Source organism: Haloferula sp. BvORR071 (genome assembly GCF_000739615.1).
Classification (GTDB): domain Bacteria; phylum Verrucomicrobiota; class Verrucomicrobiia; order Verrucomicrobiales; family Akkermansiaceae; genus Haloferula.
The window spans coordinates 64555-83702 of the sequence record NZ_BATP01000060.1; the positions used below are offsets into that span (position 1 = coordinate 64555).

A 19148-nucleotide genomic window follows, 5' to 3' on the forward strand; every position below is an offset into this window, starting at 1 on the left:
GGCGAAATCAGGAAGAAATTCTCAACTCAGCATCAGCGGACCGCCCTGTCCGAAGTCCTTGTGGCCGAAGCTCGGGATGAAGTGCCCGAAGGCATGGGCAAGGGAGACCCACAGCCGGTTGTGAGTCACATTTCCGAAGTCCATCGCCTGGCCGGTCTTAAAACCGAGGCCGCCACCGACCAAGACGAACGGGATATTGTCCAGCGAGTGGCTGTTGCCCTTGCCGAGCTCGTTGGTCCACACGATCGTCGTGTTGTCGAGCATGCTGCCTTGGCCGCCGGGCTCGGGGATGGAATCGAGCTTCTTCGCCAGATAGGCGAGCTGCTCGGCGAGCCAGATGTTGATTTTGATCAGCTTCTCCTGCGCATCGGCATTGCTGTCCGGTTCGTGGGAGAGGCCGTGGTGGTCCTCGTGAATGTTCAGCCAGCGCATCCGGGCCTGGCCCACGCTGTTGGTGTATTGCAGGGTGGCCACGCGGGCCATGCCGTTGGCGAAGGCATTCACCAGCAGATCCGCCTGCATGGTGCTGATCTTCGGGATGCCGTCGTTGTCCAGCGCGACGCCCTGCTCTAGGGCAGGTGGCGGGAACATCAGGTTCTGAGTATTCGCACTCTGGAGATCCTGCTCCATCTCGCGGACGAAGGTCGCATGCTTGTCTAACAGCTCGCGCTCCTCCGGATCGATGTTCGAGGAGATCTTCTTCAAGTCATCACGCACCTCGTCCAGCACGCTGCCGAGGTTCTCGCGGTCCTTGGACTGGCCATAGAACTTGTCGAAGGCCGCATAGGGATCGCTCAGCGGCGCGAGCGGTTGGTTTGGGCCGGCATAGGATTCGCGGGTCCATGGGTCCGCGCGATTCGGCACCGCCACGCCCAGCTCCAGCGAACCGAAGCGTGTGGCCGTCTCCGGCCGGGCCTGCAGGAAGTTTTTGATCTCCTGGTCGATCGAGATGTTCCGTGCCCAGCCGGCCGGCTTGTCGCTGCCGCCCTGGATATTCCCCGGCAGCAGCTCATCCGCGGTCAGCAGGCAAGAGATCCCGCGCATGTGCCCATCGCCATCGCCGCGGATCTTGTTGTGCACACCCTTCAGCGTTATCATCCGGCTCTTGAAGGACTCCAGTGGCGCGAGGATCCGCTTGAGCTGGAAGTCCGGCCCGGTCTGGTCCGGCCAGAATTCCGGTGGGATCGTCCCGTTCGGCGTGAAGAGGAAGATGATCCGCTGCATCTTCGCGGCACCATTGCCCTGTGCCAGCGAGGGCAGGGCAGGGAGGAAGGGCAAGGCTGCGGCGGAGAGACCGAGCTGGCGGAGGAAGTTGCGGCGGGTTGAGAGGTTCATCGGCTTGCTTGGTCGGGGTTCTTCACGCCGTGGCTGGCGGCGAGACTGTTCATTTCGATGAGGAGTTGCCGGATGTTTTCGCCGGACGCGTTGAAAGTTGCATCGAGCTTCACCAGGGTATCCAACCCGTAGGCCGGGGGATTCTGCTTCAACTCGTATTGGAAAAGCTGGCGGATGAAACCGCGACGCGCGGCCTCCGAAGCCACCGCATGCTCCGCCAGTTCGCGCGGCCCGTGAAGCTTCAGTTGCTCGCCATCCTGCGAGATGTAATCCACCACCGGATCGATCGGGCGATCCTTCTCCATGGTGCGGAAACGGCCAACCGCATCGAAATTCTCCAACGAGAAGCCGAGCGGATTGATCGTCTCGTGGCAGGTCATGCAGTTCGCGTTGCGGGTCATCTCCGCGATCTTCTCCCGCATCGTCATCTTCGGGTCGAACTTATGGTCCTCGAAGGCGATCGCTTCCGGCGGCGGCTTGAGCAAGCCGCCCAATACGTTCCGCGTCAGGAAGACCCCGCGATGGATCGGCGAGGTGGTATCATGATGCGCGAGGCGGGCCAGCAGGTAGGGATGCGTCACCACGCCGGAGCGCTGCGCAGGATCGCACTTCACCGCCTGGAAGCCGCCGCCCTCAGGCACCGGCAGCCCATAGAACTTTGCGATACGCTCGTTGCACAACAGATAGTCCGCTTCTAGCAGCTCGCGGTAGTCCGACTTTTCGCTCCACACCACCTGCTCCACGAAGAGCTCCAGCGAGCGCCGCAGATCCGCCACCAGTGCGGCATCGAAGCCCGGGTAATCTTCCGCATCCTTCTGCAGCAAGTCCGACTCCGCATCCAGCTTCAGCCATCGCTGGAAGAACTCATTGGTCTTCGCCCGTGTACGCGGATCGGCGGCCATCCGCTGCGCCTGCGCCTTCACCTGCTCCGGTGTGCGCAGCTGTCCAGCCTTCGCCGCGTCCACCAGTGCCTTGTCCGGCAGTGAATCCCACAAGCCCAGCGCCAGCCGGGAAGCCACTGTGAATTCATCCTTCTCCTTGCCGAGCTCCGGATAGAGGAAGCGCGGTGAAGTCAGCACCAGGATCACCGAGCGCTTTACGGCTTGGTCCGGCGAGACACCTTCCGCAAAGGCCTTCTCGACATACATCTGCCGCAGCTCATCGGTCAGCGGCCGGCGGAAGGCCCGTTCCGCGAAGCTCGCGCAAAAATCTTTCAGCTTTGGCAGCCGGTCCGCGTCCTCATCCTTCGCGCCGCTCAGGCGTCTCAAGCGCGCGACCACACCATTGGAAATTTCCACCGCCGAAGAGGTCACCGCCTCATGCCATGCCTTCGAGACCTCGGTGCCGCGCTCATAGCCCTCGCTCGCATCATCCGGCGGGAAGGCCTTGTCGGCGATGGTCACATAGGCGGCCTCGGCGGGGGAGAGATAGGGTGTGCTCAGCACGGTCCAATCCGCGCGCGGCTGCTTCCATTCCAGCTTCACACTGCCACGCGCTTCCTTGAACTTGAAGTAATCCAGGCGGAAGGGATAGCTGCGACCGCCGAGCAGGAAGATCCGCGCGGTCTCCACGCGCATCTCCGGGCCCGAGCTGACCCATGAGTCAATCAGCGCCGTTTGCCGCTTCGCCCCGCTGTCGTCGCGGAAGTTGCCGTCACCTTCCTGGCGCTCGCCATTCACATAGACCCGCGCACCGTTCGGCGTGCTCAGGCGGAACTCATACCAGCCCGAGGCCGGTGCGATCAGCGAGCCATCCCAGGCAATCGAAAATTGCTCCGGGGAGATACCCTCCGCCGGCGGCCCTTCCGCGAAGTCGAACTCCAGCCGCGTGTCCTCGCGATCGAGCGCCTTGCGCGCCTTCTTGTTCATTCCGTCGGACTGGAAGTACTGCGCCTTCAGACCCTTGCCTTCGCCGGGCACCGTGGTCTTGCCGAAGCTGCCGAGCAGATCGGCGATCGATTCGCGGTATTGGCGGTTTGTCAGCCGTGCCACTGCCATCTTCGGCGGGGCGCTGTTCTTCGCCCGCGCTTCCGGCGAATAGAAGGCTCCCATGATATACTCGGCCACCCGTTGCGACTCCTCCGCATTCAGGATCTCCGGTTCGTCCTCCGGCATCCGCTTGTCGATGTACTTTGCCAGCGAGACCAGCGAGCGCTCGCCCTGCAGCGGCTCATCGACCTCATCTTTCACGCCTTCGCCATTCTTGCCGTGGCAGGAGGCACAGTGCTTCGAGTAGATCGCCTCCCCGGACAGCGGCGCAGGCACGTCCTGCGCGAGCAGGCAGCCTGTCAGTCCCAGGAAGATGGAGATCCGCAACACTTCCCGGATACGCCAAAGACCTGCGGGATTTTTCGGTGGAAAGTTCATGGATTGCGAAGAATCGCGATCTCTGGTGTCGGCGGACTCCGCAATACTGCCACTGGCAGCGGGTTGACGGCCTTTCGCCAACATGGATGCTTCGCACCGTTTCAAAGCAGCACAAATACCATGAATCCCCAGAGCAAGGTTTGGTTGGTCACGGGCACTTCGTCCGGTTTCGGAAGGCGGATCGCCGAGGAGCTCATTGCGCGCGGCGAGCAGGTCGTCGCCACCGCCCGCGATCCGCGAGCGGTGGAAGATCTGGTGGCCTTGGCTCCGGAGCGCGTGCAGGCATTGCGCTTGGATGTCACGAAGCCGGACGAGGTCCGCGAGGCGGTCGCCGCGGCGATCGCACGCTTCGGCAAGATCGACGTGCTCGTGAACAACGCCGGCTACAGCGTGGTGGGGGCGGTGGAGGAGACCAGCGATGAGGAACTCCGCCGGATCTTTGAGGCGATGTTCTTCGGCGCGGTGGCCATGACCCAAGCAGTTCTCCCCGGCATGCGCGAGCGTGGCGCGGGGAGCATCGTGCAGATTAGCAGTGTTGGTGGATTCATCACCGCTCCCGGCTTCGGTCCCTATTGTGCGGCGAAGCATGCGCTTGAGGCGCTTTCCGAGGCCTTGGCGGCGGAGGTGCAGCCTTTCGGCATGCGGGTGCTGATCGTGGAGCCGGGGGCATTCCGCACCGATCTCTTCGGCTCCGCCTTCCGCAGCATGCCGGAGATGGAAGCCTATGCCGCGACCGTCGGCGGGACCCGGCAATATGCCGCGCAATCCGCAGGCACCCAGCCCGGTGATCCGGTGAAGGCGGCCAAGGCAATCATCGATGCCGTCGAAGTCGGCTGTCCTTCGCTGCGCTTGCCGCTGGGAGCGGATGCGGTCCAAGGCATGCGCGTGAAATTGGCCCAGGTGACGGCGGATGTGGATGGCAATGAGGCGCTTGCCGCCGCCACGGCCTATTGAAAGGACGGTTGGAGGCGGGAAAAGCGGGAGGGAAATTAAAGTGTTCAATTGAACATTTTAAAATTCCTGCCTACTTTTCCGCCGGATGGCCGCTCCGGTGATTGAGGACCTACGCAGGCAACTGCGGGAGAAATTCCCGCAGGCGCACGCGGCGTCCCTGATGACTCCTGCCGGGAAAACGGACGCGGGCCAGTCCTTTGATCCCGCATTTTTTCCTCCCGGGGCGATTTCCGAGGCGCTCGGCAGTGGGCTGAGTTTGCTCATTGCCGGGCTACTGGGCGAGCCGGAGGAAGTCGCGCCGCTACCGGACTTCATCCTCGTCGATGGCGGTGACCAATTCGATCCGGCCTCCTTTACGCCGGAGGCCTGCTCGCGACTCGTGTGGGTCCGCTGCGGTACGGCCATGGAGATGCTCAAGACCACCGACCTGCTGGTGCGGGATGCGAACATCCCCTTCGTCCTGTTGGATACCTGCGGCATCAGCCGGCGGGAACTGAGCGGCATTCCGGCCTCCGCCTGGTGGCGTCTGAAGCTGGCAGCGGGCGCTTCGAGCTGCCGGCTGGTGGTGATGTCGCCGGTGGCCCAAGTGCCTTGTGCGGCGGTGCGAGTTTCCCTGAATGGGAAGCTGGGCATGGAGGACTTCGCGGTGCCGCGGCGCGATCTTGTCGCACGCCTGCGGATGGTGTCGGAACGGATGAAACGCGCGAATTGAAGCATCATGTTCGCAGCACTCCATCTTCCGGATCTGACGATTTCAGCGGCGCTGCGGAACTCTCCCGCCTTGCGCCGGAAGCCCTGCGCCATCTTGGAGGCGGATGTCGATCCGGACGCGATCCTGGAGAAGGTTAAGCTGACGCTGCAGGCGGTGAATGATGCGGCACGTGATACCGGCATCGCTGCTGGCTGGCCGCTCAACCGCGCCCTCGTCCGTTGCCCGGACCTGCAGGTCCTGACCCCCGATCCGCAAGGGGAGGCGAAGTTGCTGCAGGAGCTGATCGCGCAGGCAGAGAGCATCACGCCGGATCTGGAGATCGCGGGGAAGGATACGCTTCTGTTAGATTTGTCGCGGACTTCCTCGAAGCACGCGGCGCGCTTGGGGGATCTGGAAGTGGCGGATGTTTGGCCGCTGCATGCGCGCGCCGCCACGCCGGATCTCGCGCGGCTCGCGGTGCGGCATGAGAACTGCCATGAACGCATGGTCACGCCGGAGGAGATCGGCAAGCTGCCTTTGTCGCTGCTACACTTCTTGCCGGGGGGAGCTGAGTTCTTGCCGCTGCTGAAGGATTGGGGGCTCGCGACGCTGGGGGCTTTTATGCAGCTGCCGCGGCAGGAATTGACCGCGCGGCTCGGTCCGCAGGCGGGTGCGTGGCACGATGTCCTGAATGGCAAGACCTGTCGCCTGCTGCGCTTGCACCGCCCGCCGGAGAGCTTGGCGCAGACGATGGACTTCGAGGAGCCGGTGGCAGGAACGGAGCCACTGGTCTTTGCCTTCAAGCGGCTCTTGCACGCGCTTTCCGCCCGCTTGGCCGCGCGGCACATGGCGGTGAAGAGCTTGAAGATTACCTTCCACTTGGAGCGCGGCGGGGTGATGTATCGCGAGATCCGCCTGCCCGAACCGCGGGTGGAGGAAGGGGAGTTGCTACGACCGGTATCGGTACTGTTGGATTCGATCCAGACCGGGAGTGGCATCGCCTGTCTCACCCTGGATGTCGAAACCACGTTGCCCACCGCCGCGCAGCGCGATTGGTTCATCCGCCAACTTCCCCAGCCGGAGCGCTGGACGGATACTCTGGCGCAACTCGAAGCGATGCTGGGCCCCGGCAAAGTTGGCATCCCCGTGCCACCGGCCAGTCATCGGCCGGATGACTTCAAGCTCCGCTCTGCGGATGGCCTGGCTCCTTCCGTGACGGGTACATCCCTGCCATCCTGTCCGCTGCCCTTGCGCCGCTTGCGTCCGGCCGCACCGGTGATGGTCGCGGCTGATGCCGATCCCCGCCAACCGCGGCCACTCGCGGTGCTCACCGGGCCCTATCGCGGACAAGTCATGGATGCCCGCGGGCCTTTCCGCCATTCCGGCCACTGGTGGGATCCGGACGCCGCTTGGCAAAGGATCGAATGGGACGTCCGCCTCGCCGGCGATCAGCTCCTGCGCCTCGCTTTCACACCACCAGACCGATGGTTGATCGATGGTTTCTACCAATGATCAAAATGCAAACCACGGAATACACGGACCACACGGAAATGAAGAAGGGACTGCTCATGACACCGCGGCTTTCCACGGACTTCCGTGTGGTCCGTGTATTCCGTGGTTTGCTTTCTTTTCTGTCTGCAATGGAATGAAAGCCCGCCTTCCATTCCACGAATTCCACGCCCGCTCGGCCTTCTCCTTCCTGCGTGGTGCGAGTGATCCGGAGACCCTGATGGAACGCGCAGCCAACATCGGCCTGACGACTGTGGCCATCACCGATCACGAAGGTTACTATGGTTCGGCGCGCGCTTATCATGAAGCGCAGAAGCGCGGCATTCGCGCCATCACCGGGGCCACTTTGGAGATCGATGACGCGCATGTGCCGGTGCTTTGCGCCACCCGTGATGGCTATCGCACACTCTCCCGCCACCTTACCAATCGCCACTTGAAGGAAGCCGTCGCCCATGACGAAATGAACCGCGGCGACCTGATCGCTCTGACTGGTGACCGCGAAGGGCCTGTGATCCGTCAGCTCCTCCGCGATAACCGGGAGGCGGCCCTGCTGGCGGCGCGCAGCCTCATCCACACCTTCGGTTACGGGAATGTTTATGTGGAAATCCTTCGCCATGGCCTGCGCGACGATGCCAAGCTGAACCGTTGTCTCATCGATCTTGCCCGCCAGCTGCGTCTGCCGCTTCTGGCGAGCAATGCCCCCCTGTATGCGGTCCGCGAAAACCGCCTGCTCGCGGATGCCTTCACCTGTTTGCGACATCACACTTCGCTTGATGCCGCCGGCCTCTTGTTAGAACCGAATGGCGAGCGTCATCTGAAATCGCCAGCCCAGATGGCCCAGCTCTTCGCCGATCTACCGGAAGCCTTGGAGAACACGCAGGCACTCTCGGATCGGATCGACTTCACCTTGGAGAAGCTGGGCTACGAGTTTCCTGCTTTCGCTGATGAGAGCGGACGTCTCATGACCCTTCCGGAGCAGACGGAATACTTGAAATGGAAATGTGAGGAAGGGCTTCACCGGCGCTATACGGATATTACTCCCGAGATCCGCGCCACACTGAAGAAGGAGATCTCCTTGATCGGGAAGCTGGAGCTCTCCGGCTACTTCCTCATCGTCCAGGATATCGTGAGATATGCCCGTGACGAAGGCATCCTCTGCCAGGGCCGGGGTTCCGCGGCGAATTCGGTGGTCTGCTACGTCTTGGGCATCACCAGCATTGATGCGGTTGCCCAAAAGTTGGTTTTTGAACGCTTTCTCTCCGAAGGGCCGACCAAGAAGGAATACAAGTCTTGGCCGGACATCGACATCGACTTCCCCTCCGGCGACCAACGCGAGAAGGTCATCCAATACGTCTTCAAGAAGTATGGCGCGCGCGGGGCTGCCATGACGGCCAATGTGATCACCTATCGCGGCAAATCGGCATTCCGAGAAATGTCCAAGGTTCTGGGTTTTCCTCCATCCATTGCCGATCGCTTTTCCTCCTTGGGTAGCACTCCTTACCATTGGAAACGCTCGGATGATGCGCCTCCTCCAACTGCTGAAGAAATTGAAGCCGAGCGGCAGGATGCCTTCGAGGGACAGATGGCCAACCTGCTACCTCCGTCTCATCCCCGGCTGATGGCTCTGAATAAACTCTATCATGCCGTTCTCGGGCTGCCGCGGCATCTTGGCCAGCACTCCGGCGGCATGGTAATCTGCAATCAAGGCTTGGATGAGGTTGTGCCCATTCAGCCTGCCAGTATGCTTGGCCGTACCATTGTGCAGTGGGACAAGGACGACTGCGAGGACTTGGGCTTGGTGAAGATCGATCTGCTAGGTCTTGGCATGCTCGCGGCAATGGAAAACATGATTGAGGTCCGCCGCCGAAAGGAGCCGGATTTCGAGTTGGCTGGAATCAACCTTGAAGACAAGAGCGTCTATGACCTCATGCAACGGTCCGACACTGTCGGCACCTTCCAAGTCGAGTCACGGGCCCAGATGGCCACGCTTTCGATTTTGCAGCCAGCCTCCTTCTATGAAGTGGCCATCCAAGTGGCGATCGTTCGTCCGGGTCCGATTGTCGGCGGACTGTTGCATCCTTATTTGAGGCGAAGAAAGGGTGTCGAGAAAGCGGACTGGATTCACCCCTCATTCGAGCCGGTTCTGAAGCGCACCTTGGGCGTGCCTTTATTCCAAGAGCAGGTTCTCAAGATGGCTGAGATCATTGCGGGTTTCACTGGCAATGAAGCCGCCCAATTGCGGAAGGCGATGTCCTTCAACCGCTCGGACAAGCGGATGCGCGAAGTCACTGACAAGCTCCGCGAGCGGATGAAAGAACGAGCTGTTTCCAAGGAAGTGCAGGACAAAGTCGTCGATGCCGTCGGCAACTTCGCCCTCTACGGCTTCCCTGAAAGCCACGCCCTTTCCTTCGCCTCCATCGCCTACTGGTCCTGTTGGTTCAAGGTCCACGAACCCGCGGCCTTCTACACTGGCTTGCTCAATAACCAGCCGATGGGTTTCTACTCTGCGCACTCCTTGATCCAGGATGCGAAGCGTCACGGAGTCCAAGTCCTTCCGGCCTCCTGTCTCCACAGTCTCGTCACGACCGAGGTCGTGGAGAAGATGAGCATCCGCCTCGGTCTGCATCGCCTGCGCGGGATCTCTAATGAGACCCAGGAAAAGATCGTCGTGGAGAGAAACAAGAGCCAATTCGATTCCCTGCAGGACTTTCTCTTCCGCGTCGCGCCGAACGCCAAGGAACGCCGTATTCTCGCCAAGTCCGGAGCCCTGAACGAACTCCCCAAGGTCGAGCATCGTCGCAAGGCAATGTGGCAAGTCGAACTGCCACTCTACGGTGATCTGTTAGAGAGCTCGGCGCGGATCGCGGAAGGAGACCGCGAAGTGCTCTCCGCCATGAGCATGCCAGAGCGCCTCGCCTCCGACCTCGCGATCCAAGGTGCCTCCACCGGCCCGCATCCCATGAAACTCTGGCGCCCCAGTCATCCTGAGCTGAAGCTGGTGAATGCCCGCGATCTTCAAAACCTGGCTCACGGCATGTCCGTGAGGGTAGGGGGCTTGGTCATCTGCCGCCAACGCCCCAGCACTGCCAAAGGCCATTGCTTCATCTCCCTCGAAGACGAGACCGGCATCTCCAATCTCTTCGTCAAAAAAGAGAACTTCCAGCGTCAGCGCCTTACCATCGTCAGCGAGCCCTTCCTGATGGCTGCCGGCCGCGTGCAAGTCTCCGAAGGCGGCCAACGCACCATCTTCGTCGACGAAGTTTTCCCCCTGCCCGGAGCTGAACCGGTCCATGCTACAGACTCCCACGACTTCCACTAAAGCACCCTCTTGCAATTTCTAAAGATCGATTTACATTCAATAATGACGAATGAACAGCTCCTCTTGCCGGGAATGGATTTTCGTGAGACCGCGTCATCCATCGACAATCTCTTCATCGGCTTTTTCCCCGATGGGCTTCACGCCAAGAGGACGGCGGACCTCGGCGTTGAATTGGGGAAACTGCAGGGCCTTCACGGCAAGTTCCGCCGTGCCGATCTTCTGCACATCACGCTCTGCAAAATCGGCACCTACCGCAACGGCCTGCGTGAAGACCACCTGAACGCGGCCAAGCAGGTTTGTGGAAACGTGGCCGCCGTTTCGTGTCCCATTGAGATCCACTTCGACCGCGTGATGACCTTCCAAGGAGGAGAGGGTCGGCATCCCTTTGTGCTCTGTGGTCACGACCACGATCCCGAGCTACACGCCATCCACGATTTGCTACTCCGTGGCTTGGTGAAGTTGGGCCTCCCCATCGGAGCGAACTCCAACTTCAACCCTCACCTCACCTTGGCCTATGCCAAGGAGCGGATGCATGAAGTGCCCGTCAAACCCATCCGCTGGACCGCGGGCGAACTTTGCCTCGTCCACAGTCTGGTGGGAAAAAGCCAATACCGCATCCTCGGCCGTTGGCCGCTTTTCGGCTGAGCCTGGCGGAGGCGGAGAGCTCGACTCATGGCGAAATCGCTGGAAGCGGTCGCCAAGTCTGATATGCATGCGGTTTGCTTGGGATAACTCCGCTTGGGGTGTCCCGCGCATTCAGGGTGACCCCCTCGAGTCTCATGCTTTCTGTTAGAAGCCTTCAGGTTCTGATCGTCGTGCAGTTCGGTGTGATCGCCTTTCTACTGCTCCGGCCTGCGCCCGCGGCATCGGCGGAGCCCCAGGGCTCGTGGGTTGGGACGCTTGCAAAATCCGCCAACTCAACCGCCGAAGCGCAAGCGAGCGGCAAAAAGACGCCTGCACCCGATCCGGACGAACGCGGCGCAAAGCAGACACGTCGTCTTTCTCACGCCGCGCAACTACAACAGGAAGAGCGCGACCTCTACCTCGGGAAAGCCGAGGCTCCCGATGCGGCCCCCTTTCGTCTCTTGGGCTCGGGGAAGGAAGTGCCCACTGCTGCCCTCGTTTTCGCCGGGCTGACGGAGAAGGACCGGCCCGCGCTTGAAAAAGCGGTCCGCAAGCTTTGGTCCACCATGGACCAAGGCCTCGCCGCCCAGGCCGTTCAGGACCAGAATGCCGCTGCAGAAGGCAAGGTGGTTTTCACCATCCCGGCCGACGATGTCGGTGGAAACGCGGCGATCGCCAGCTTCCGCGATGAGATGAGCGCGCAGTTCGGGGCGGAAGCTGCGGAGAAGCTTTTGAAGGGTCTGCACCATCGCGCGTACTTCGGATCATTCGGCCGGGCCAATATTCGCATTGAGCTCTCTGAGGCGCCGGGATCTGGCAATGGAATCCAGACCATGATCATTTACAAAACGACCGATCCTGAAACCGGTGACCTTGTAAACGGAGGCGGGGGGCCTTTGAAGGAACAAGAGTCTTTCAGCAAGGCAATGGGCAAGGCGACCTACGACAGGATTCTCGCTGCACAGGCCGCAATCTCAGTCTCGAAATAGCAGGCAGCCATGTCGAACGCTAACAAACTTCTGGTCGTGGCGATCCTTCAGTTTGGCGTGATCGTTTTCCTGTTGCTGCGTCCCGCGGTGACAGGGGCCACACAGCCCCAAGTCTCGCAGGCCCGCATGCCGCCCAAATCGATGCGTCCCGCCGAAGTCCTCGGCGAGCCGATCTCCGAGGCGGAAGCCGAGCGGCTTGCTGATGAAGTCAGGGAAAAAAACATGCTTGCCTACCGAGCCCAACAGGCACGGAGAGCCCAGCGGGACCGCTATCTCGGAAGGTCCAGAGATCCCGAAGCCGCTCGCTTCGATTTGCTCTGGGCCGAGGCCGGGCCGACTGAGGCCCTGAAGGCTGTTGGCCTAAGTGACAACGATCGTCCTGCCCTTGAGAAGAGCATCCGTAATCTCCGGGACAAGATGGATACCGCCTTCGCAGCCCGAGCCGTCCTCGACGAAGAGGCTGCGGCCAAGGGCAAGGTGGTTTACAGGGTTCCCGCAGACGACGCCGCAGGCACCGCCGCCATCTCTCAATTCCGCGATGAGCTTACCGCCCAATTCGGAAAGGAAGCTGCGGAGAAGCTGCTGAAGGGATTCCATCCGACTCGCTACTTCGGCGGATTCGGCCGGATGGACCTCCGAATGGAGCTTTCCGAAGGCCCGGCTGCCACTGGCGGTATCACTGCGAAGATCATCTATCAAAACTCGGATCCCGAAACCGGCGAGGAATTCCGCGGCGGCAGCGGCCCGGCTGAAAGCTTTGCTTTCGCCAACGGCAAGGCAATCGTCGACAAGATGCTGGCCAAGAAAGCAGAACTCTCGGGCTCAAGGTAGCGGATCGATCTCGCTGCTGGGTGGCAGCGCGGCATACCAAGACACTCTGCTGAAATTTCCGCTAGTCGCCAAAATTGAAGCATTGATGTGATCCGCCATCGCAACCGCAGGGTGACATTCCGGTTTCACCTTGAAGTCCCGGATTCCCGCGCAAGCCTTACCCTTTCTCCTCATGGCTACGATCACCCGACTCCACATCAATGGCCGTGACGCCGCGCTTCAGGCGGATGGCGAGCGGATCCTGCTCAGTGTCCTCCGCGATGACCTCGGGCTCACCGGCTGCAAGCCGGGTTGCGGCGAAGGCCAGTGCGGGGCTTGCACGGTTTTAATCGATGGTCTGCCGATCCGCTCCTGCCAGATGCCCGCAGGCGCGGTGGGTGAAGCCAAGATCCGCACGGTCGAAGGTTTGGAAAAGGATGGGCACCTGCATCCCGTCCAGCAGGCCTTCCTCGATGCCGATGCGCTGCAATGCGGCTACTGCACCTGCGGCATGCTGATGTCCGCGGTGGCCTTGTTGGAGGCCCACCCGCAACCAACTGAAGAACAATTCCTCTCCGCCATGGATGGCAATATCTGCCGCTGTGGTGTCTATAACCGCATTCGCGATGCTGTCCGGATCGCTTCCGAAACCCTCGCCAAGAAGGACTGAGCGATGAAGACCCTTGAGCCGCTCGCATTCGACCGCCGCTATTTCTTCAAGCTGTTGGGCGGCGGCATTTTCGTTGCCTTTTGCTCGCCCGCGCTCCGCGCCCAAGAGAGCGGGAGGGGTGGCGGTGGCCGTCGGGGAGGCCCGCAGAGGCCGATGGAAGTCAGCGCCTGGCTGCACATCGGTGAGGATGGTGCGGTGCAGGTCTTCACCGGCAAGACCGAGGTCGGGCAGAACATCCGCACTTCCCTGAGCCAAGCCGTGGCCGAGGAGTTGCAGGTGCCGATTTCCGCGATCCGCATGTTGATGGCAGATACCGATCTGGTGCCCTTTGACATGGGCACCTTCGGTAGTCGCACCACGCCGGATATGGCGTTGCACCTGCGTAAGGTCGCCGCCGCGGCGCGGGAGGCATTGATCGATCTCGCCGTGAAGGAGTGGGGCTTCACCGACAGGCACGTTCGCGCCGTGGATGGCCGCGTGATCTATGAGCGCATTCCTGGTCAAGTGGAGAAGAGCACCGGCTATGGCGAACTCCTCAAGGGCCAGAAGCTCGCGGCCACGGTCACAGAGCAGACCAAGCTCAAACCCGCCAGCGAATGGAAAGTCGCCGGCACCCCGGTGCCAAAGGTCGATGGCCGTGAATTCGTCACCGGCAGGCACCACTACACCACCGACATGTCCTTGCCCGGCATGCTGCATGGCAAGGTGCTCCGGGCCCCCGCCTACGGCGCGAAGCTTAAGTCGCTGGATGACTCGCAGGCCAAGGCCATGGAAGGGGTCAGCATCGTAAGCGATGGCGATTTCGTCGGCGTGACTGCACCCAATCCCGCCACCGCAACCAAGGCCATCGAGGCCCTGGTTGCGGAGTGGGAAGGCGGCGGCGGTCCGTCTAACAAGGAACTCTGGGACATCCTCAAGAACGACATCGACCGCGGCGAACAAGGCGCGAAAATCGATGAAGCCTTGGCTGCCGCCGGGCATAAGCTGGAGCAGACCTGCCACATCAACTACATCGCCCACTGTCCGCTGGAGACGCGAGCTGGCCTTGCGGAGTGGAAGGATGGCAAGCTCACCGTCTGGACCGGCACGCAGCGGCCCTTCGGCGTGAAGGATGAATTGGTGAGTGCCTTCTCACTTCCCCCGGACAAGGTCCGCGTGATCGTCCCCGACACCGGTTCCGGCTACGGCGGCAAGCACAGCGGTGAGGCGGCAGTGGAGGCCGCACGCTTGGCGAAAGCCGTCGGCAAGCCGGTGAAGCTGGCCTGGACTCGCGAGGAGGAGTTTCGCTGGGCTTACCTCCGGCCTGCCGCGTTGATTGAGGTGAAAGCCGCCATCGATGACCAGGGCAAGCTCAGCGCATGGGAATTCCACAGCCACAACCCCGGCGGCGCGGCGCTCGAAACACCCTACGCGGTGCCGGTGAAGCTCGTGCGTAGCCACGGCAGCAAGTCACCCCTTCGTCAGGGCTCGTACCGCGGACTCGCCGCTTCCGCGAATAACTTCGCCCGCGAGACCGCCATGGACGAACTCGCCGCGATAGCCGGACTTGATTCCCTCGAATTTCGCCTGCGGAACCTGGAAGATGAACGCCTGAGCGCCGTCTTGAAGGCCGTTGCGGAGCGCTTCGGCTGGAAGGATCGCAAGGGGCACTGCGGGATCGCCTGCGGCATCGATAAGGGTGGCTATGTCGCAAACTGCGTGGAACTCGAGGTAAAGGGCGGGGATGTGCAGTTGAAGCGTATCGTCGCGGCCTTCGAGTGCGGCGCGGTCGTGAATCCGTTGCACCTTAAGAACCAGATCGAGGGCAGTATCGTCATGGGCCTTGGCGGTGCGCTCTCCGAAGCGATCCAGTTTGCGGACGGCAAGATCCTGAACCCGAGGTTTTCCCAATACAGGGTCCCGCGCTTCTCCGATGTGCCGCCGATCGAGATCATCCTTCTCGACCGCAAGGACCTGCCCTCCGCCGGGGCTGGGGAGTGCCCGATCATGGCCATCGCCCCGGCCATTGCCGGCGCGATCCATGCCGCGACCGGCGAACGCCGCCGGGCGATGCCGATGCTATAGACCGGAGCCAAGGCTCGCTGAGGGAACGCTTTCCGTCTTTCCAAGGGGCAGCCGACTTGCTTGACCTTGTTGCGTGAATCTTTGCCTTCGCTGGGCTTTACTGTCCGTTCTAATCCTTTGTGGCGGGATTGCCTGCCGGTCGAAGGAGCTGAGCGAATCCATTTCCGGTTCGACGCGGGCGAGTGGCTACTATTCCTGCGAGGTCTACGCTTTTGGAGGGCGCCCTCCTTGTGTGGCCGTGATTTCCCGCACGAACCATGCGGATGGCATGTTGCAAACGGTGCTAACAGTGGGGGAGTTGCGGGTCGACGGGATGAAAGTGACCGACGACGGCAAGCTGACCGTTCACTGGAAGCAGGGTAAGATTCATCGGCAGACGGTGCTTGAAAGTGGGTCTTTGTATGATGCGCTGAGATCCTCCGGCAAATCGGCTGGAAAAGCGCTGGGACCGATCGATACAGGCCTGCTGGATGCCTTTTTTGCGGAGCACGCGAAGTAGCCGGGTCCCCGCTACGGGAAGGTTCCTGCCGCGGGTTGGCCGTTTCCGGGAATCACTTGAGCCGCGAGACCGCGATGGAGGAGCCGGCCGCTTCAAGGCGCGGCGATCGCGGCTTCCAGTTGCTTCCTGATCCCGGTCCCTTGCACGGAGGGAAGGATTTCGCGCAGAAGATCCTTTCTCCCTGCAAGCGCCTTGAGGCATTGCGTGCCAAGCCTGACACTGCGCTTGCCCGCCTCCGGAATCCTCTCCCAGGCGGAGATCATGGCATCCCTTAGCACCAGCACTTCTTCATCGCTGAGGGGAGGAGTGAGAGCGGCCACCGCGTCTAACAGACGCTGGAGATTGTTTGGTCCCAGGAAGCTCCCTACTCCCGGTCGTGGCCCGGTGGTAGCCCATTCGAAGCGACCGCTATGGTTCGGATAAAGGGCAAGCAGCTTCAGTTCGAAGGCCCGGCCAGTTCCCGGAGCAAGCAGCAGGGGCGCAGCCTGCTTTCCCCAGTCGTCGTCCTCCCAGCCTCCCGGCTCTGCCAGCCATTTGCGCAGGATGCCGATGAGCTTCCTGGCATCGGCATCGAAGGACTGCTCCGGGTAGTCCGCGATGCGGATCTCCGCGGCGGCCACCTCTTGTTGGAACTGGGCCGGAGTCATGTCCCCGAAGATCTCCGGGTCCGGCTGAAAGTTTGCGTGGATCTGCCGGAAGTTGTCCAAGGCGATCGTCCGGAAGCGCTCGATCAGGCGGCGGGTGGGATCGGCGAGCAGGGACTTGTCCACCTTCGAGCGTCCGATGGAGTTGACCACGGCGAGGGCCGGGTAGGGGAAGCGGATCGTGATCGTATCCTGGATGTGGCGGTCCGCCATCTGGTTCAACTGGTCCAGGACCGCATTCGCCGACTCGGGATCCCAACGGTCCTCCTTCCCACGCGCGGCGCCCTGAAGCACCGGAGTGAGACGGTGGTCCATGGCATGGGTCCCGCCACCTGTGGCTGCTGCGGCGACCGGCGCAGCCTCGATGGCGCGCAAGCATTCCAGGATCACCCGGGGAGCGGGCAGCTTTGAAAGTTCCACTCCGCTGGCTGCTTTCAGCCAAGCCGGCAGCGGGAGGAGGCCAAAGGCGGCCATTTCGGCGGCGAAGGCGGCGAGAAGCTCTTGGATTTGGGAATCGGTCACGGGTGTTGGAGGATGAATGAGCGATCGGCCGGACTCCTGCTCACTGGCAGTTTTCCGGAAACTTGTCGACCCTGTGACAGCCTCAGAAGGGAGGCTTGCCGGACGCCGTGAATCCGCTTCAATCGCGCCAACCAAGAATCTTTCATTTATGGGACGCGCCTTCGAATGCCGCCGCCGTGCCAAGGAAGCCCGCTGGGACACGATGTCCCGGGTCTTCCCGAAGCTTGCCAAAGCCATCACCATGGCCGCCAAGAACGGCGGACCGGAACCTGCGGCCAATGCCCCGCTACGTCTGGCGATCGCCAACGCCAAGGGCCAGAACCTGCCCAAGGACAAAATCGATGCCGCGATCAAGCGCGCCGCCGGCAAGGACGCCGCCGACATCGTCGAAGTGGCCTACGAGGCCAAGGGCCCGCACGGCTCGCTCTTCTACATCGAGTGCGCCACCGACAACACCAATCGCTCGGTGGTCAACATCAAGACCATCTTCAACAAGAACGGCGGCCAGGTCGTGAACAGCGGCCAGCTCGACTTCATGTTCACCCGCAAATCGGTGGTCGAATTCGAGGTCACCCCGGAGACCAATCTGGAAGAGCTCGAACTCGAACTCATTGATGCGGGCCTTGAAGAGTTGGAAGTCGAGGACGGCATCGCCCGTGCGATCGGCGAATACGCCAGCTTCTCCAGCCTGACCGCCGGTTTCGAAAGGCTCGGCATCCCGGTGAAGAAGGCCGGCCTGGAGCGCATCCCCACCCAGCCGATCGAGCTCACCGAAGAGCAGATGGCCGAAGTCGAAGTGATCCTCGAAAAGATCGAGGAAGACGACGACGTCCAGGTGGTCTTCACCAACCTGGCCTGAAAGGTAGTCCGCAGAGAGGTAGTCCGAACAGTCCCCTGTGCGGACGAAGCAGTTCTAGCGGCCGATCGAGACCAAGTGCCCCCCGGGGTCGCTTCGGATCGTCTTCTCGGTGCGGCCTCCCTCAATCAGGAGGCCCGCTCGAAGAGCCGTGAGAAATGCGGCACGAAGGCCTCGGCAAACTCCTCGACCGTCACGCTACGCTTCGCCTCCTGCGCCACGCAGCTCATCACCACGCCGTCGATCCCGCACGGAGTGATCGCGAAGAAGGGCAGCAGGGATTCCGGCGTGATATTGATCGCGAAGCCGTGCATCGAGATCCACTTCCTCACGCCCACGCCGATCGATGCCAGCTTGCGGTTCTCCACCCACACGCCAGTGAGTCCCTCACGGCGCGTGGCGGGGATTCCAAAGTCTTGGCAGGTCAGGATCAGCGCCTCCTCCAGATTCCGCAGGTGCGCATGCAAGTCGCGGTTCCTCTCTCTTAGATCGAGAATCGGATAGCCGACCAATTGCCCCGGCCCGTGGTAGGTGGCTTGGCCGCCGCGGTTGGTCTCATGGACCGGTGCCGGCAGCATCGCCGCATCCCGCAGCGAGGAGTGGTCCCGCAACCTCCCGATCGTATAAACCGCTGCATGCTCCAGAAGGAAAAGCGTCTCGCCACCGCTGCCATCTAACAGCGCATCCACCGCTGCGTCCTGCTGCCTCAGTCCCTCTTCATAGGGAATGCCGGAACCCAGTAGAATCGTATTCATTCATTTAGCGCTTTCGGAACACGTGAGGAATCATACCTGTCTCCTCTCCAGCATTTTCGCCTTCAGAGGATCCGATGCCTGCAGGTGCGCCAGTCCGATCGCCAGCGCATCCGCCGCATCATGTGGCGGCGTTTCAGCCAGACCTAATAGCGCACGCACCATGAAGGCCACCTGCTGCTTGTCCGCCTTGCCCTTGCCGACCACCGCCATCTTCACCTTCGTCGGCGCGTACTCGTACACGCACAAGCCTGCGTCCGCCGCAGCGATCAAGGCTGCGGCCCGCGCCGCGCCCATTGAGATCGCAGTGCGGTGCGACTGCACGTAGATGATTCCTTCCACTGCCACCTCGTCCGGCTGGTGCTTCTCGATGACGTTGCGCAAGTGCGCCCGCACTGCTGCCAAGGCCGCCGATTGTGGTAGCCGGTCGGGGATCGAAATCACATCGTAGGCCAGCACTCTCGCCTCACGGCCGATGCCTTCCACCACGGCATAGCCGGTGTTGCGGACAGCGGGGTCGATGGCGAGCACGCGCATGGTTTGC

General features: G+C 61.8%; 16 protein-coding genes. 11 read left to right on the plus strand and 5 right to left on the minus strand.

Annotated elements, in window-relative coordinates; genetic code table 11:
• Positions 1 to 21 precede the first annotated feature (21 nt).
• Together BV071_RS30665 and BV071_RS30670 are read right to left on the minus strand one after the other, a co-directional pair.
• The gene (locus BV071_RS30665) at positions 22 to 1335 is read right to left on the minus strand and encodes a DUF1552 domain-containing protein (protein ID WP_035615776.1); all 1314 of its coding nucleotides are present in this window, start codon (positions 1333 to 1335) and stop codon (positions 22 to 24) included.
• The gene (locus tag BV071_RS30670) at positions 1332 to 3701 is read right to left on the minus strand and encodes a DUF1592 domain-containing protein (RefSeq protein ID WP_052574084.1); all 2370 of its coding nucleotides are present in this window, start codon (positions 3699 to 3701) and stop codon (positions 1332 to 1334) included. The genes BV071_RS30665 and BV071_RS30670 overlap by 4 nt, the downstream gene beginning before the upstream one ends.
• Positions 3702 to 3821: 120 nt before the next feature.
• Between BV071_RS30670 and BV071_RS30675 the strand changes: the two genes are divergently transcribed.
• The 10 genes from BV071_RS30675 to BV071_RS36025 all read left to right on the plus strand — a co-directional run bounded on the left by BV071_RS30675 (position 3822) and on the right by BV071_RS36025 (position 15830).
• On the plus strand, positions 3822 to 4655 hold the full coding sequence (locus BV071_RS30675; protein ID WP_035615779.1) for an oxidoreductase: 834 nt from the start codon (positions 3822 to 3824) through the stop codon (positions 4653 to 4655).
• 85 nt (positions 4656 to 4740) lie between these two features.
• On the plus strand, positions 4741 to 5367 hold the full coding sequence (locus BV071_RS30680) for a hypothetical protein (RefSeq protein ID WP_035615782.1): 627 nt from the start codon (positions 4741 to 4743) through the stop codon (positions 5365 to 5367).
• A 6-nt stretch (positions 5368 to 5373) separates the two neighbouring features.
• Positions 5374 to 6858, plus strand: coding sequence for a DNA polymerase Y family protein (locus BV071_RS30685; RefSeq protein WP_035615785.1), 1485 nt, complete (start codon positions 5374 to 5376; stop codon positions 6856 to 6858).
• Positions 6859 to 6991: 133 nt separating this feature from the next.
• Positions 6992 to 10174 (plus strand): error-prone DNA polymerase, encoded by a 3183-nt coding sequence (locus tag BV071_RS30690; RefSeq protein ID WP_035615788.1) that lies wholly within the window; start codon positions 6992 to 6994, stop codon positions 10172 to 10174.
• Positions 10175 to 10216: 42 nt separating this feature from the next.
• Positions 10217 to 10819 carry a 2'-5' RNA ligase family protein gene (locus tag BV071_RS30695; protein WP_035615790.1) on the plus strand — a complete coding sequence of 201 codons (603 nt, stop codon included), beginning with the start codon at positions 10217 to 10219 and terminating at the stop codon, positions 10817 to 10819.
• A 545-nt stretch (positions 10820 to 11364) separates the two neighbouring features.
• Positions 11365 to 11787 (plus strand): hypothetical protein, encoded by a 423-nt coding sequence (locus BV071_RS36020; RefSeq protein WP_265595106.1) that lies wholly within the window; start codon positions 11365 to 11367, stop codon positions 11785 to 11787.
• Positions 11788 to 11796: 9 nt separating this feature from the next.
• Entirely contained in the window at positions 11797 to 12618 is an 822-nt protein-coding gene (locus BV071_RS30705; RefSeq protein WP_035615794.1) for a hypothetical protein, read from the plus strand.
• Between the two features lie 172 nt (positions 12619 to 12790).
• Complete coding sequence (locus tag BV071_RS30710) at positions 12791 to 13267, plus strand: (2Fe-2S)-binding protein (protein ID WP_035615795.1); 477 nt, start codon at positions 12791 to 12793, stop codon at positions 13265 to 13267.
• Between the two features lie 3 nt (positions 13268 to 13270).
• Complete coding sequence (locus BV071_RS30715; protein ID WP_035615797.1) at positions 13271 to 15331, plus strand: molybdopterin cofactor-binding domain-containing protein; 2061 nt, start codon at positions 13271 to 13273, stop codon at positions 15329 to 15331.
• Positions 15332 to 15404: 73 nt separating this feature from the next.
• Complete coding sequence (locus BV071_RS36025) at positions 15405 to 15830, plus strand: hypothetical protein (protein ID WP_265595107.1); 426 nt, start codon at positions 15405 to 15407, stop codon at positions 15828 to 15830.
• A 92-nt stretch (positions 15831 to 15922) separates the two neighbouring features.
• Here BV071_RS36025 and BV071_RS30725 read toward each other — a convergent pair whose 3' ends face one another.
• Positions 15923 to 16996, minus strand: a complete 1074-nt coding sequence (locus BV071_RS30725; protein WP_035615801.1) for a hypothetical protein — start codon at positions 16994 to 16996, stop codon at positions 15923 to 15925.
• Positions 16997 to 17144: 148 nt separating this feature from the next.
• Between BV071_RS30725 and BV071_RS30730 the strand changes: the two genes are divergently transcribed.
• Positions 17145 to 17855 carry a YebC/PmpR family DNA-binding transcriptional regulator gene (locus BV071_RS30730; RefSeq protein WP_035615802.1) on the plus strand — a complete coding sequence of 237 codons (711 nt, stop codon included), beginning with the start codon at positions 17145 to 17147 and terminating at the stop codon, positions 17853 to 17855.
• A gap of 125 nt (positions 17856 to 17980) precedes the next feature.
• Here BV071_RS30730 and lipB read toward each other — a convergent pair whose 3' ends face one another.
• Together lipB and ruvC are read right to left on the minus strand one after the other, a co-directional pair.
• Positions 17981 to 18607, minus strand: a complete 627-nt coding sequence (gene lipB / locus BV071_RS30735) for a lipoyl(octanoyl) transferase LipB (protein ID WP_035615804.1) — start codon at positions 18605 to 18607, stop codon at positions 17981 to 17983.
• 30 nt (positions 18608 to 18637) lie between these two features.
• The gene (gene ruvC / locus BV071_RS30740) at positions 18638 to 19141 is read right to left on the minus strand and encodes a crossover junction endodeoxyribonuclease RuvC (RefSeq protein ID WP_035615805.1); all 504 of its coding nucleotides are present in this window, start codon (positions 19139 to 19141) and stop codon (positions 18638 to 18640) included.
• Between the last annotated feature and the right edge of the window lie 7 nt (positions 19142 to 19148).